This window comes from Clostridium tunisiense TJ, assembly GCF_000300195.1.
Taxonomy (GTDB): domain Bacteria; phylum Bacillota; class Clostridia; order Clostridiales; family Clostridiaceae; genus Clostridium_J; species Clostridium_J tunisiense.
This window is the reverse complement of sequence record NZ_AMQH01000002.1, coordinates 1-14,384: the sequence shown is the minus strand read 5'-3', so window position 1 is coordinate 14,384 and position 14,384 is coordinate 1. Positions and strand designations below refer to the sequence as shown.

At 28.4% G+C, this 14,384-nt stretch carries 16 protein-coding genes; 12 read left to right on the top strand and 4 right to left on the bottom strand.

Annotated features, from left to right (window positions below; all coding sequences use genetic code 11):
* Window positions 1-99 precede the first annotated feature (99 nt).
* Both asnS and C661_RS0100210 read left to right on the top strand, forming a co-directional pair.
* Window positions 100-1,491 carry an asparagine--tRNA ligase gene (asnS, locus tag C661_RS0100215; RefSeq protein WP_017413274.1) on the top strand — a complete coding sequence of 464 codons (1,392 nt, stop codon included), beginning with the start codon at window positions 100-102 and terminating at the stop codon, window positions 1,489-1,491.
* Between the two features lie 380 nt (window positions 1,492-1,871).
* Complete coding sequence (locus C661_RS0100210) at window positions 1,872-2,723, top strand: YitT family protein (RefSeq protein ID WP_017413273.1); 852 nt, start codon at window positions 1,872-1,874, stop codon at window positions 2,721-2,723.
* Between the two features lie 145 nt (window positions 2,724-2,868).
* On the opposite strand, the gene fdxA (C661_RS0100205) is transcribed toward C661_RS0100210, so the two are convergent.
* Entirely contained in the window at window positions 2,869-3,039 is a 171-nt protein-coding gene (gene fdxA, locus C661_RS0100205; protein WP_017413272.1) for a 4Fe-4S ferredoxin, read from the bottom strand.
* A gap of 147 nt (window positions 3,040-3,186) precedes the next feature.
* Window positions 3,187-3,357 (bottom strand): 4Fe-4S ferredoxin, encoded by a 171-nt coding sequence (gene fdxA / locus C661_RS0100200; protein ID WP_017413271.1) that lies wholly within the window; start codon window positions 3,355-3,357, stop codon window positions 3,187-3,189.
* A 367-nt stretch (window positions 3,358-3,724) separates the two neighbouring features.
* Between fdxA (C661_RS0100200) and ymfI the strand changes: the two genes are divergently transcribed.
* Window positions 3,725-4,465: an elongation factor P 5-aminopentanone reductase gene (gene ymfI, locus C661_RS0100195; protein WP_017413270.1), complete on the top strand. Its 741-nt coding sequence runs from the start codon at window positions 3,725-3,727 to the stop codon at window positions 4,463-4,465.
* Window positions 4,466-4,782: 317 nt separating this feature from the next.
* Window positions 4,783-5,127, top strand: a complete 345-nt coding sequence (locus C661_RS0100190) for a hypothetical protein (protein WP_017413269.1) — start codon at window positions 4,783-4,785, stop codon at window positions 5,125-5,127.
* Between the two features lie 136 nt (window positions 5,128-5,263).
* Here the strand turns inward: C661_RS0100190 and C661_RS23010 are convergent, their stop codons facing one another.
* Together C661_RS23010 and C661_RS0100180 are read right to left on the bottom strand one after the other, a co-directional pair.
* Complete coding sequence (locus C661_RS23010; protein ID WP_017413268.1) at window positions 5,264-6,535, bottom strand: 4Fe-4S binding protein; 1,272 nt, start codon at window positions 6,533-6,535, stop codon at window positions 5,264-5,266.
* A gap of 644 nt (window positions 6,536-7,179) precedes the next feature.
* Window positions 7,180-8,499, bottom strand: a complete 1,320-nt coding sequence (locus C661_RS0100180; RefSeq protein WP_017413267.1) for a helix-turn-helix domain-containing protein — start codon at window positions 8,497-8,499, stop codon at window positions 7,180-7,182.
* 192 nt (window positions 8,500-8,691) lie between these two features.
* Here C661_RS0100180 and C661_RS23520 point away from each other — a divergent pair, with 192 nt between their 5' ends.
* The 8 genes from C661_RS23520 (at window position 8,692) to C661_RS23840 (ending at window position 14,337) form a co-directional block, all read left to right on the top strand.
* Window positions 8,692-8,844, top strand: coding sequence for a hypothetical protein (locus C661_RS23520; RefSeq protein WP_017413266.1), 153 nt, complete (start codon window positions 8,692-8,694; stop codon window positions 8,842-8,844).
* 169 nt (window positions 8,845-9,013) lie between these two features.
* On the top strand, window positions 9,014-9,967 hold the full coding sequence (locus C661_RS0100170) for a radical SAM protein (RefSeq protein WP_017413265.1): 954 nt from the start codon (window positions 9,014-9,016) through the stop codon (window positions 9,965-9,967).
* 213 nt (window positions 9,968-10,180) lie between these two features.
* On the top strand, window positions 10,181-11,956 hold the full coding sequence (locus C661_RS0100165) for a B12-binding domain-containing radical SAM protein (RefSeq protein WP_017413264.1): 1,776 nt from the start codon (window positions 10,181-10,183) through the stop codon (window positions 11,954-11,956).
* Window positions 11,957-12,029: 73 nt separating this feature from the next.
* Complete coding sequence (locus C661_RS0100160; protein WP_017413263.1) at window positions 12,030-13,295, top strand: M16 family metallopeptidase; 1,266 nt, start codon at window positions 12,030-12,032, stop codon at window positions 13,293-13,295.
* Between the two features lie 106 nt (window positions 13,296-13,401).
* A complete protein-coding gene (locus tag C661_RS23855) occupies window positions 13,402-13,542 on the top strand; it encodes a hypothetical protein (RefSeq protein WP_017413262.1) in 141 nt (46 codons plus the stop codon).
* A 124-nt stretch (window positions 13,543-13,666) separates the two neighbouring features.
* Entirely contained in the window at window positions 13,667-13,807 is a 141-nt protein-coding gene (locus C661_RS23850; RefSeq protein WP_017413261.1) for a hypothetical protein, read from the top strand.
* 124 nt (window positions 13,808-13,931) lie between these two features.
* Window positions 13,932-14,072, top strand: coding sequence for a hypothetical protein (locus C661_RS23845; protein WP_017413261.1), 141 nt, complete (start codon window positions 13,932-13,934; stop codon window positions 14,070-14,072).
* A 124-nt stretch (window positions 14,073-14,196) separates the two neighbouring features.
* Window positions 14,197-14,337 (top strand): hypothetical protein, encoded by a 141-nt coding sequence (locus C661_RS23840; protein WP_017413260.1) that lies wholly within the window; start codon window positions 14,197-14,199, stop codon window positions 14,335-14,337.
* The last annotated feature ends 47 nt before the right edge of the window (window positions 14,338-14,384 follow it).

Sequence of the window (14,384 nt, the reverse complement as noted above, 5' to 3'; positions counted from 1 at the left end):
ATAAAAATATAAGTAAATCTCAATTTTAAATTGAAGATGCTTAGTTTTTAATATATAAATAAACAAACTTTGGTTTGTAATAATATAGGAGGAGTTATCATGGAAAAATTATTAGTAAAACAACTTTACAGAGAAACTGAAAAGTTTGCAGAGAAAGAAGTAGCTATTTCTGGATGGATTAGAACTTTAAGATCTTCAAAAGCTTTTGGGTTTATTGAAGTAAATGACGGAAGTTTCTTTAAAAATGTTCAAGTAGTATTTGAGGAGGCTTTAGAAAACTTTAAAGAAGTTGAAAAGTTAAGCATAAGCTCATCTATTACTGTAATAGGAAATGTGGTTTTAACTCCAGAAGCAAAGCAACCTTTTGAGATTAAAGCTACAAAAATAGTGGTTGAAGGGGAATCTTCTAGTGATTATCCACTTCAAAAGAAAAGACACAGCTTTGAATATTTAAGAACAATAGCACACTTAAGACCAAGAAGTAACGCTTTTTCAGCTGTATTTAGAGTACGTTCTTTAACAGCTTTTGCAATTCACAAGTTCTTCCAAGAAAGAGGCTTTGTGTATACTCATACACCAATCATTACTGGAAGTGATTGTGAGGGTGCTGGAGAAATGTTTAAAGTGACAACAATGGATCTAAACAGCATTCCAAAAATTGAGGAAGGAAAAATAGACTATAAGCAAGATTTCTTTGGAAAAGAAACTAACCTTACAGTTAGTGGACAGTTAGCAGCAGAAGCTTATGCTCTTGCTTTTAGAAATGTTTATACCTTTGGACCAACCTTTAGGGCAGAAAACTCAAACACTCCAAGACATGCAGCAGAGTTTTGGATGATTGAGCCAGAGATTTCATTTGCAGATTTAAATGATGATATGGAACTTGCAGAAGATATGGTAAAATATATCATTAACTATGTAATGGAAAATGCTCCAGAAGAGATGGAATTCTTCAACAGCTTTGTAGATAAAGGCTTAATTGAAAGATTAACGAATGTAGCAAATTCAGAATTTGGTAAGATAACTTATACTGAAGCTGTGGAGCTTTTAAAGAAAGCAGATAAAGAGTTCCAATATCCAGTTGAGTGGGGCTGTGACCTTCAAACTGAACATGAAAGATATATTACAGAAGAAATATATAAAAAGCCAGTATTTGTTACTGATTACCCAAAGGATATAAAAGCTTTCTATATGAGAATGAATGATGACAACAAGACAGTAGCAGCTACAGATCTTTTAGTGCCAGGAGTTGGAGAACTCATTGGTGGAAGCCAAAGAGAGGAAAGACTAGACCTTCTAATAAAGAGAATAGAAGAGTTAGGACTTCATACAGAGGATTACTGGTGGTATTTAGAACTTAGAAAATATGGCGGAACAAAACATGCTGGTTTCGGACTTGGTTTTGAAAGAATGATTATGTATTTAACAGGAATGAGCAACATTAGAGACGTAATACCATTCCCAAGAACTACAGGAACAGCTGAATTCTAAAATAAGAAATTTTATTACTAAGATTAATCAGTATTTTCAAGGGTTTAAGGCTTTTGCTTTAAGCCCTTTTTTTATAGTGTTATAAAAATACATTAAACATGAATAAATTTACATAAATATCACATATTTACTTTCCATAACAAGTGTAGTATAATATCATTGGGTAACAATGATAAACGTAAAATATACTATAATTAGTCTCAATATATTTTAGATTTATTAAGACTAATTATATAAAATAAAGATTTTCTAAACTTGATGTACACATTTTTAGAAATGAGCATAACTCTTTGCCGTAGTAGGTTGAGAGTTTTTTATTTGTGAAAAAATAAATATAATTTTAAGTTTATTAATATACTATATGTTAAGGAGGGTTCCAAATGAAAAAAACAATTTATGAATATGTAATGATTACTATAGGACTTATATTGGTTGCAGCAGGAGTTTACTTCTTTTTAATACCAAATGATTTAGCAGCAGGTGGGGTTACAGGTCTTGCAATGGTTATTAATTATTACTTTCCAGTACTAAATGTTGGAGCTATAATGCTAGTTTTAAATGTGATTTTATTTATAATTGGCTTTATATTTATAGGCTCTGGGTTTGGAGTTAAAACCATATATTCAAGCTTAATGCTTTCTTTTATAATATCTATTATGGAAACAGTGTTTCCAATGAGTGGTCCGGTAACTGAGGATATATTTATAAACCTTATTTTTGGTATTCTAGTTGGAGCTATTGGTATGGCTATAGTATTTAATCAAAATGCCTCTACTGGTGGTACAGATATAGTAGCTAAAATATTAAATAAATACATGCATTTAGAGATAGGAAAAGGTCTTTTGCTAGCAGACTTATTAGTTACTATACTAGCTATAGCTGCTTTTGGTGCTACAGTAGGTATGTATTCTTTACTTGGAGTTATAATAAATGGATTTACAGTAGATTCAGCTATTCAAGGGTTAAATATAATTAAGAAAGTTGAAATAGTTAGTAGTAAAGGAATAGAAATCAAAAACTTTATAATAAAAGAACTTGATAGAAGTGCAACCTTATATGATGCAAAAGGTGCTTACTCCCTTCAAAATAAAGAGGTAATAACAACTGTTCTTGGAAAGAGGGAAGTTATTAGGTTAAAAAACTTTATTAAAGAAATTGATCCAAAAGCTTTTATAATAACTTATAATGTTCATGAAACTTTAGGTGAAGGTTTTACTGATTTAATGGAATAAGATAATAACTTAAACTAGAAGTAGAAGCTTGACACAACTATGTTTCTTCAAATCAAAGTTAAAAGATAATATAATTTCATAAAAAAACACAAGCTATTAACAAAAGTTAATAGCTTGTACTTTTTAAGGTTACTTCTATGTTCAATTATTCTTGAACTGGAGCTCCTACTGGACAAACGCTAGCACAAGCACCACACTCGATACAAGCATTTCCATCGATTAGGTAGATTCCATCTCCAGCGCTTATGCAGTTAACTGGGCACTCAGCTTCACATGCTCCACAAGAGATGCAAGCATCAACAATTTTATAAGCCATAATCAAAAACCTCCTTTTTCTTAAATCAACATAATAATAACATATTTTCAGAAAATAATAAAGAGATTTATATAATTCTACAGGATGATTAAGTAGAGGGTTTATGTAAATAGAAATAATTATAATTTTAAAATTAATAAACTATTATTAGTCTAAAATAGGAGCACTAACGGGACATACATTAGAACAAGCCCCACATTCGATACAAATATGTTCATCTATAATAAAAATATTATCACCCTTTCCAATACAATTCAAAGGACATTCAGGAATACAAAGACCACAACAGGTACAGAGGTTAGTAATTTTATAAGCCATATAGACCCTCCTTAATAAGCATACAGTTATATTATGAAGCTAGAACTGAATCTTTAAACCTTAAATATAGAAAATATAAACTTATATAAGTTAGAATAATTTTAAATAATAACGCAGAGTTAAAGTTTCTATAGAAATAACTTATTACTTAGGATACAATACATAATATATTTATATGTTACTTACTTAGATAGACAAGTAACTGTGGATTTTCTAGATATAATATTAAAAGAAAAGTTACTAGTTTTAACAGCTAAAGTTAATAAAACAAAGACTGGTTTTTCTAGGTAGTTATAGTTATGGATTAATAATTTTTTGTAACTTACAGTTAGGTAATAAGAATATTTTGCTATAGAGGTGTTTGTATATGAAATTAGTAGGGAAAGTTGCATTAATAACAGGGGGAACTAGGGGCATTGGAAAAAGCATAGCCATAGAGTTTGCTCGACAAGGTGCTATTTTAGCATTAAATTATGTTAATGATGATGAAAGGGCTGAAGAGACCCTGAAGGAAATTAAAGAAATGGGGGCTTATGGTATTTTAATAAAAGGAGATGTGAGCAATTATAATTTTGCTTCATCTATGATTGAAGAAATAATTAAAACCTTAGGAAAAATTGATATACTAGTAAATAATGCAGCTATATCAAAAGTAGGACTATTCATGGATATGGAAGAATGTGATTACAATAGCATTATGGATATTAATTTTAAATCCGCATATAATACAAGTCATAATGTAATAAAGCATATGATTGGCAATAAAAGAGGTAATATTATAAATATCTCCTCCATGTGGGGAAACTTGGGAGCTTCTTGTGAGGTACTATATTCTTCCTCTAAAGGAGCAATAAACTCCTTTACAAAATCTCTTGCAAAGGAGCTTGCACCAAGCAACATTAGAGTTAATGCAGTAGCCCCAGGGGTTATTAATACTGATATGAATGCTTGGTTATCAAAAGAAGAAAGAGAAGAACTTATTAGTGAAATTCCTCTTGGTAGATTAGGGAATGGACAAGAAGTTGCAAAGGTAGTAACTTTTTTAGCTAGTGAGGATTCAAGTTATGTTACAGGACAAATAATAAATGTAGATGGAGGTCTTCAATAATATTAATTTTTTATTAAAATGGAGAAACCTATATTTATTAATTTTAGATTTATAATATAATATCATATAATAAGGACAAGGTATTGATAGTTTGTGAAACTAAGGCATTTGAAAATAAATAACAAGTCAAAGATGTGAAGGGGATTTTTAATTCACAAGCAAGCTTGTGCGACTAGGAAACAGGTTCCGCAGATAGTAGAGCTATCTAAGGGTTCTGTTGACGCAGTATAACTCAAAATAGACAAACATACTGACTTATTTATTTTTTTAAAATGCCTAATGTCCTAATATAGAAGAGAAAGGAATTAGAATAATTAATGAATAATTTTAAAGATATACTAAAAATTATATTGATTGTTGTTTTATTCATTGTGTTTTCACCAGTAATATTTGGAGTCTTTGGGTTTTTTGTAAGAAGTTTGTTTTTTATTATCATATTGGCAGTGATAGCTATTTCAGGAGTAGTAATTTATTTAAAATATAAAGCTAAGAAGTTGGAAAAAGAGTATAGAGAAGATCCAAATTTAAAATATTATTATAATGTAAACAAAGATGATTATGAAGAAAATAAGGATGATACAGTTATAGATTATAGTGATTCAACTATTATCGACGTAGATTATGAAGATAGTGAAGAAAGTGAAGATAAACAAGAAAATTAATAGAAGTTAAATTAAAATGTAAAGCCATAGTAGTTCTAGTAAAGTAAATGGGACTTTCATTATGGATTAATAATGTTAGAAAAGCAAGAAAATCATTATGATTTTCTTGCTTTTTTATGATTAGGGTTAGTTAAATTTAGTTTCCTTCATGAGCTTTTAAATAATCAATTTCTTCAGGGTTTAAATTTTTTGTGGATAATAGTAGATCTACAGCAGAGGAGGGTAGGAATACTTCCTCTTCGCCCTTATCAAAAGGAATTTCATTGTAAAGAGCAACGAAGTATCTCACAGACTTTGTACCTATTTCTATTTCAGAATCTGAATAAAGAGTTTCTAAATCTTTAACTTTAAGGTTAATATCACTTAGTTTAAAGCTGGTAATAAGGTCTTCTTCTTTCACATTGTAAAGACTCGAAATTTCCTTAAAGGAATAAGAGCCTCTGATATCTGCAGGATCATATTTTTCAGTGTAGTCACTAGAAGTAATCTTAGCAGGCTCTGCACTTCTTTCTGTTTTCCAAAGGGAAAAAGATTTGGATAATTGTATTCCACCAAAGAGAAATAGAATAATAAGTAAAGGCATGAACTTATTTTTAATATGTGATTTTCCTGATTTCATTACTAGGGTATTCTGCATTGTACATGTATTTTCAGAAGTACATTCCATACAAGAAATACATTCTGTAGACGAAACTTTAGTGCTATCTGATATGGTTAGGTTCATAGGACATTTTTTGTCACACAACTTACAGGATATGCAAGTGCTATCATTTCTTTTTATTGTAAACAATCTAAATTTATTAGTGATACCTAAAACTATGCCTAGAGGACATAAATATTTACACCAAGGTCTTTCTATAACTAAGGATGCAAGCAAAATTAAAACTAAAATAATTATGCTATAAAGAGCAACCTCTCCAGTCCAAAAGCTAAATAGTGCATGGTAAGGATCAAAATCTAGAAAGGCAAGTTTAGCAGTTGTTGCTGTGGCATACAGGGTCAAGAGTAAGATGATATAAGGACCAAAGGATAAGAACTTATGAATTTTTGGGGAAATAAAACTATTGTACCTTGTTTTAAAAAGCTTTCTTCCAACCTTTCCTATCCACTCTTGAACAGTACCTAGGGGACAAATCCATCCACAAAAGGCCTTTCCAAATAGTAAAGAAATAATTAGTATTAAGCCAGTTATTATTAAAGTGGATTCATGTAACTTAGGTAATAATTTGCCAGAGGCTAAAAGAGTATATAAAGTTTCTACTCCACCAAAAGGACAAATAGCATGAAGCGAAGCTGTTGGAATAAATGATAGGGCAATTCCTTTTTCTGATAATCCATGATTTACAGCTATTAGTGCAATTAAAACAAAGAAAAAGCCTTGAGTAAATAATCTAGTTTTCTTTTTCAAAGTAACCCCTCCCGAAAGTTAATATTATGATTTGAATTGCAAAATTTATAGGTCCCCAGAGGTAAGATACAGATTATATATTATCTTAGCTAGGTTGGGCTATAGTATTTACAGATGAATAAATTAAGCCTTCATCTCAAAAACCATACCTATAAGAAATATTACTATTTCATTTTAAGCTGTAGTTGTAATGAGTTTTTCATGGAATTGTGATATATTTGTGAAATTTAAGTATATAAGAAGGGCACTCAAGTACGAGTAAATTTATGATGTGTATAAAAAATTAGATGTTGAACAGAAAAATACAATGTATAGGAGATGAAATAGTGTAAAGAAAATTGATTCTAAAAAAACCCCCCTCTATCCACTTCAGCGGATAGAGGGGGGTTAAGTGAGTTTTTAGCCTTTAATATAATAAAATGCTTAATAAATAGCCAAATTTTATATAGAAACACTAATAAACTAAACCAAGGGGTTTCTAGTAAGGATTAAAACTTAATAACCTACTAGAGGGATAGTTTATAGGTAATTCATCTATTCTTCAGCTAACAGTATTTGTATGTGCCTTTATAATAATCTTTAAAATTTAGGGGTATATTGGGTTGATTACTGAAAAAGTACAATCAGTAATGTGAATTAGTACCTTAAAATAAGGATTCAGCAAAACTAAGTATATCATCTACAGTTTGAGTTCTACCAATACTATTATAATATTTTAAAATTTTAATAAGCAAAACATTGTTACTTGGTAAGAGCTTTAATGAAATGATCTCAAGTGTTTGCATTTTAAGCTCTTCAACTTCATCTAAATTATTAGCACAAATAGCTATATCTAGTAGCTTATTCAAAGCTAGAAGTAAAATGTTGGCATTTTTAGTTTCTTTTGCTTCAATTACAGATTTATTAAAGTAAAGCTTGCTTAACTCAAACTCATGTATTGTATAATATCCTAAACCAATATCATTATATATTTCTGATGAATAAATCTTATCATTTACAAGTTGATAATCTATTAAATGAGCTATGCATCTATCAAGATATTTCCTTAAATTACTACTATCATTCAATTCAATATATATTTCAATGAGATTGCATAAGGTGACTAATTGCAGTTCAATATTGCTATTAGCTAGAGTTAATACATCTCTATGAGCAGAGATAGCTTCGATGTATAGTTTTTTCTCTTTTAAACAGTTGGCTTTTAAAATCATTACATTTACTTTTTCAATTCTTTCTGAATTTAACTTGCGTTGAAATGTAATTTCTAATTGATTAAGTTCTATCAACATTAAATCATATTCTTTTAAATTCTTTAAGGCAATTAAATTGTTAAACTTTATTTTATAATTTAGGTCTTCGGGTATATCATCCATGTAAATACTAGCCAATTTGTTAAATTCTAGAGTTTCTTTAAATCTTTTAAGATGATTACAACAAAAGCCTATATTAACAATTAATTTGATTAATCTCACGTCATTAAATAAGTTAGTGCAGGATTCGAAAGCTCTTAAATAATAGCTATAAGCTTTATAATATTCTTTACTCTTTTTAAAAATATCTCCTATTGTTCTGTATATAGTATATTTGTCGTCTTTTAATTGATAAGTATTAATTATTTTTTCAATTTCTCCAAACTCTTCTTGAAAAGAATTGGAAAAAATTTTTTCAGGTTGAGAACTAAAAAGTTCTAAAAAGTTTTTTAATATTTTTTTTGCTTGTTCTTCTTCTGATTCAAGTAAATATTCTAAAGAAACATTGCAAGATATATTTCTTTCTTCACAAAGCCTTTTAATATTTTCTGTAATTAATATTGCTGTATTTTTTGTTAGACCTGCTTTATCGGTCTCAATCATGCTAATCATGCCTCGCGTAATTTGGGTTCCGCAAATTTCATGTTGTTTAATTTTGTACTTTTTTCTTAATTCTTTCAATTTTTGTCCTGGTGAAATAATTTTAGTATTCATATTATTTAATCTCCTAACTATTATGAATTAATAATAACATAAATTATATAAAAATAAAATATTTTTTTAAAAATGCAAGTGAAGTATATTTACAAAAGTAAAATGAGATGATATTATTAGTATAAAGAGTAAGGTATTTACATATTATGTAGTTATTTGTTTACATAAAGTTATAAAAAAGGGGATATAAATATGAATAAAAATTTAAAGAAAATAATAGTAGTAACAGTGCTGTCAGTGGCTATTTTATCTGCTTACGCTAAAATATCTTTTGCAGCAGAAATAAGTAATGGAATAAGTGAATCTTCTAATTTAATAATAGACCCACCTAGTAAAGATGATTAATTAAATATATTTTCGATATGCAAATAAAAGTGACTTGCATATCGAAAACATATTAGCATAGGTGCTTAGTGAGATGTTATTCTTTAAGATAATATTGTTTTCAGTTCCAATTTTACTAATTAATTGGAATCTAAATTTTTTAAAATAATGAATATAAAGGAGGCGAAATATGTCTTTTGAGAAATTAGCTTTAATATTAACAGAACAATGTAATGCTGAGTGTGACATATGTGCGTTGAGTTGTTCTCCAAGAACTAAAGGAATTATGGAGTTAGAACAAGCTTACAATTATATGGAACAGGCATCTAAAATTAGTAATTTTAAATATGTGGGTATCTCAGGGGGAGAACCATTCTTATATTATGATGAATTAATAAAATTAATTAAGAAAGCAAAAAGTTTAAATTTTAAGATTGCAGTAACTACTAATGGTTTTTGGGGCAAAACCAAAGAAAATAGTAAGAAAATTGTGGAAAATTTAATTAATGCAGGATTAAGTAGAATGGATTTAAGTGTTGATGAATTTCATTCAAAATATATTCCCTATGAGTATATTAGGAATATATTGGAAGCCTCTGATGGTTCAAATTTGGAAATTGAACTGTCTTCTGTTGTGACACAGAAAAGCCATAGATTAAAAGATATAAAAGATGTCCTAAATGAGCATCTTTCAAGTTTTACAATAATTGAGAGGCCATGTTCACCAGTAGGTAGAGCTGCCGAGAAAATTAGTAAACAAGATTTAATATATAAAAGTTCTGCTTGTACTCAAAAATGTTTTAATCAAACTACGTTGCTAATTTTTCCTGATGGAAGGGCGTTTCCATGCTGTTGCCCAACTGAGTACAATGGGCTATTGTATTTAGGTTCTGCACAGGAAATGCCAATCAGTGAAATATTAAAAAAATATAATTCTAATATATATTGTAAAATGTTGAAAACTTATGGCGTTAAATGGTTTATAGATATAATAAAAAATCATAAACTTCCAATAAGTTTGGAAGAGAATTATGTTGAGATATGTCATGTATGCTCGGAATTGTTTTTAAAAAAAGAATATGAAGAATATTATCGTCCGTATATAGAGATAGAGAAATTAAAATATATGAAAAAGCTAGTCTAGCTTAAATATTGAGAATATTCGAACAGGTAGGATGTATATCTTAGCTTCTAGCGTGAACTATTAACTTTCTTTAATGCGTCTATTTTCTAGATGGAAAGTAATACTTTTCAAGCTAAAAGAAATGTAGTAACTACATTTTTAAAACTACTAAATAATACTATCGAGTATTATGTTGTTATTGATAATTAAAGCAAACATAAAAAAGGAGGAAATATGGATATTGTATTTGTGAATAGCATTAATTTTGTCCAGCAGATTGAGAGTCTTAATAGTGGAACATTAATTTTAGCTAAAATCTTAAAAGATAAAGAATTTGATTCTAAAGTTATTGATTTTGATGCATTACTTTATAACGGAAATTTTGAACTAGGTAAGGATATACATGAAACATTAAGTAAAATGGCAAAATATATTCTTAAATATAACCCTAAAATAGTTTCATTTTATACAATGTGTAATTCATATCCTTTTACAATAAAACTAGCAGAAGAATTAAAAAAGTATAACAGTAGTGTAAAAATACTATTAGGAGGACCACAAGCAACTTTAACTGCAAGAGAAACATTACAGGCTTTTGAATCTATAGATGCTATTGGTATTGGTGAAGGAGAAGAAACTATAGTTCCGATAGTAAATAATCTTCTTAATTCGCTACCTCTTAGTGAATTAAGAGGTGTAGCATACAGAATTGGAAATAGAATTGGTATAAATGAAACAGCTATAAGTCACAATCTCGATGAACTACCAATTATAAATTTAGATTTAATGGATCCTAAAGTTATTCCCGAAAAAATAAACATAGACGTAGGAAGAGGTTGTCCTTTTGGTTGTACCTTTTGTTCTACAAGTTTATTTTGGAAAAGAAAATACAGATTAAAGAGTATCGAAAGAATAATTGATGAAATAAAATTATTAAAAGTTAATTATGGGATAAGTATGTTTTCCTTTACTCATGATATGTTTACTATGAATAAAGATACTATAATGAATTTTTGTGAAATTTTATCTAATGAAAAATTAAATATAAGTTGGAGCTGTAGTGCGAGAGTAGACACCTTAGATGAGGATTTAATATTAAGCATGAAAAATGCAGGATGTAAAAGTATATTTTTAGGTATAGAAACAGGATCTGATAAAATTCAAAAAAGAATAAAGAAGAATATTAATTTAAAAAAGGCTTTAGATACCATAAAAATTTTAAAAAAACACAATATTGATATGGCAATATCCTTAATTTATGGATTTTTTGATGAAACTTATGAAGATATCCAAGATACATTAAATTTCATCCTCAAACTTTTAAAATTAAAAATAAAAACAATTCAATTACATCGATTGATTATTATGCCAGGGACAGAAGAGTATGAATTATTAAAGAATAAGATGTATATCGATAATGAAAATATAAATTTACCAATATTAGAAGGGCAATATAGTGAAGAGTTGTTTCCTTTAGTAAAAAAACACAAAGATATTTTCATGAACTTTTATGAATATTCAACTGACATACGAGATTCTTTTAAAGGTATAGACGTATTCGTATCAATGATTTCTATTTTGTATAATAATTTTAACTTAACATTTGAGTTGTTACTACGAAGGTTTGATTCGAGTTTAGATAAAATATTTATAAAGAATAAAAATATAATTAGTGAGTTCAAAAAAGATTTGGAAGCTGTAAGTAAAGAAAATGGTAAAAACATGAACTTAATTGTTCAGTTATTATATAAAACGTTTAGCTTAATAGTTGAAAGGGCTTTATCAGAAGAAAGTAAAACTTCTTTAGATATTTTCAAATTTGAAAAAGATAAATATGAGTTTATAAATAATTCAAATGAATTTGAATATAGAGCAAGTTATACATGTGATGTTCTTAGCATGTATAAAAATAACAATATGGATTTAAGTAATACTAAAGCTATAGAAGTATTATTCATGAGAAAAGATAATGGAAAAATTGCTATAAAAATGCTTAATGAAATATCATAATGAATTTTGAGTTATGAAATAATGTTTGTTATCAATAATATAAGACTTATGTTTTAGAAAGTGGTGATTACTAGTGTTTTCAATTTCGACCTCTTGTTTAGACAATGGATTAAAAGTTTTATTAAGACGTATTCCAGAACAAAGAACTGTTTCATGTGGAATTTGGGTAAATCAAGGTGGAAAAAATGAAACTGTTGAAGATAATGGTATTTCTCATTTAGTAGAGCACTTAATGTTTAAGATTAAATGTAAAAATAGTTTAGTAAGTATGTCAAATTCTATAGATGATTTAAACAGAATAGGAAGCAAATATAATGCAGTAACAACAAAAGATTATACTGGATATTATATTGATGGATTAAGAAAAGATATTACCAAGATACTAGAAGTTTTATCCTATATAGTAGTTAATAAAGAACCTGTAGAAGTAAATGATTTAGAGAATGAAAAACAGATTATTTTAAGAGAAGTAGAAGGATACTTAACTTATTCTAAGCAGATTGGAGAAAGAGTTGGACAAGCATTGTGGGGTGAGGAGGGGTTTGGTCAGATTGTTATTGGAAGTCCAGACACAATAAAAAATATAGATAAAAATATGGTGGACTCACTTATTCAAAAAGCATACGTTCCAGAAAATTGTGTTCTTGTAGTTGTAGGCGGCTTTGAATTTGGAGAAATTGAAAAAGATATTAATAAGCTGTTTGGTAGTTGGGAGGATAAACCCCAAAATACAAAAGATCCTATAATTCAAAATGGACAAGGGATATATATAAATGATTCGTTTGGTGGTAATAGATCAACTATAGGAATAGGATTTTCAACATATCCATGTACAGATAAAAGAAGTAAGTATTGTGAAGTATTAAAGGATATTTTAGTTAGACCAGGGTCACGATTATTTAATGAATTAAGAGAAAAAAGGGGATTGGTTTATTCATTATCAGGATTTTCAGCTGCATTTAGCTTAGTTGGGGATATAGGATTTACCTTTACTGCTAATAATGACAAAATACAAGAAATTATTAAGATATGCATGGAAGAATTAAAGTATTTGAAGGAAAATGGTATTGATGAAGCAATTATTAGAAATGTGAAAAAAGTTAAGGAGACTGAAATTTTATATTCAATTGAGTCAACTTCAGCTCAGCTTAAGACCATAGGGGCAAGTGCTATTAGAGGATCACTATTTTTACTAGAAGATGAATTAAGAATATTGGATAAAGTTAACAAGGGAAATTTAACTAAAATAGTTGATGAGGTAATTTCAACAGAGAATCTGGGTGTAGCAATATTAGGAAATGTAAATGTTGATGATATAATTCCAATACTCCAAGTATAATATTGTCTAAGTGGAGCAGGTTTTCTAAATAGCACACATTTTTCAGTTATTAAATGGTATAAATACCGTTCTAATAAAAATATAAACTTTGGAAGGGGGGATAAATATGAAAAAAAACACAAAAAAAGTATTTGAAAAAAGTAGTAAAATTACAGATGAGGAAATGTGCCAATTATTAGAAGAAACTGAGGAAATAAATGCTGAAGGCGAAGTAAATGGATTAGGTTGCTTTACTTTCTGTGGTTAATTGGGAAGGCTAATAAAACTAATTAAATTACTTTACTGTAGAGAATCTACATGGCTTCAGGCTGGTAAATATCAATAAGTTAATTATTTAATAAAAGTAAAACTTTGAAAGTGGGGAATTAATCATGGATAAAAACACAAAAAAGATATTTGGGCAAAATGAAAAAATTACAGATGAGGAAATGTGCCAATTATTAGAAGAAACTGAGGAAATAAATGCTGAAGGCGAAGTAAATGGATTAGGTTGCTTTACTTTCTGTGGTTAATTGGGAAGGCTAATAAAACTAATTAAATTACTTTACTGTAGAGAATCTACATGGCTTCAGGCTGGTAAATATCAATAAGTTAATTATTTAATAAAAGTAAAACTTTGAAAGTGGGGAATTAATCATGGATAAAAACACAAAAAAGATATTTGGGCAAAATGAAAAAATTACAGATGAGGAAATGTGCCAATTATTAGAAGAAACTGAGGAAATAAATGCTGAAGGTGAAGTAAATGGATTAGGTTGCTTTACTTTCTGTGGTTAATTGGGAAGGTTAATAAAACTAATTAAATTACTTTACTGTAGAGAATCTACATGGCTTCAAGCTGGTAAATAGCAATAAGTTAATTATTTAATAAAAGTAAAACTTTGAAAGTGGGGAATTAATCATGGATAAAAACACAAAAAGGATATTTGGGCAAAATGAAAAAATTACAGATGAGGAAATGTGCCAATTATTAGAAGAAACTGAGGAAATAAATGCTGAAGGCGAAGTAAATGGATTAGGTTGCTTTAGCTTTTGTGGGTAATTAGCAAAGTTAATAAAACTAAATAAATTACTTTACGGTACTAGGGG

Coding starts and splice junctions, on each gene's coding strand:
- C661_RS23845 (WP_017413261.1), top strand. CDS start 13,932: ATGGATAAAAACACAAAAAAGATATTTGGGCAAAATGAAAAAATTACA.
- ymfI (WP_017413270.1), top strand. CDS start 3,725: ATGAAATTAGTAGGGAAAGTTGCATTAATAACAGGGGGAACTAGGGGC.
- asnS (WP_017413274.1), top strand. CDS start 100: ATGGAAAAATTATTAGTAAAACAACTTTACAGAGAAACTGAAAAGTTT.
- C661_RS0100180 (WP_017413267.1), bottom strand. CDS start 8,499: ATGAATACTAAAATTATTTCACCAGGACAAAAATTGAAAGAATTAAGA.
- C661_RS23520 (WP_017413266.1), top strand. CDS start 8,692: ATGAATAAAAATTTAAAGAAAATAATAGTAGTAACAGTGCTGTCAGTG.
- C661_RS23855 (WP_017413262.1), top strand. CDS start 13,402: ATGAAAAAAAACACAAAAAAAGTATTTGAAAAAAGTAGTAAAATTACA.
- C661_RS23850 (WP_017413261.1), top strand. CDS start 13,667: ATGGATAAAAACACAAAAAAGATATTTGGGCAAAATGAAAAAATTACA.
- fdxA (WP_017413272.1), bottom strand. CDS start 3,039: ATGGCTTATAAAATTGTTGATGCTTGCATCTCTTGTGGAGCATGTGAA.
- C661_RS0100210 (WP_017413273.1), top strand. CDS start 1,872: ATGAAAAAAACAATTTATGAATATGTAATGATTACTATAGGACTTATA.
- C661_RS0100190 (WP_017413269.1), top strand. CDS start 4,783: ATGAATAATTTTAAAGATATACTAAAAATTATATTGATTGTTGTTTTA.
- C661_RS23840 (WP_017413260.1), top strand. CDS start 14,197: ATGGATAAAAACACAAAAAGGATATTTGGGCAAAATGAAAAAATTACA.
- fdxA (WP_017413271.1), bottom strand. CDS start 3,357: ATGGCTTATAAAATTACTAACCTCTGTACCTGTTGTGGTCTTTGTATT.
- C661_RS0100165 (WP_017413264.1), top strand. CDS start 10,181: ATGGATATTGTATTTGTGAATAGCATTAATTTTGTCCAGCAGATTGAG.
- C661_RS0100170 (WP_017413265.1), top strand. CDS start 9,014: ATGTCTTTTGAGAAATTAGCTTTAATATTAACAGAACAATGTAATGCT.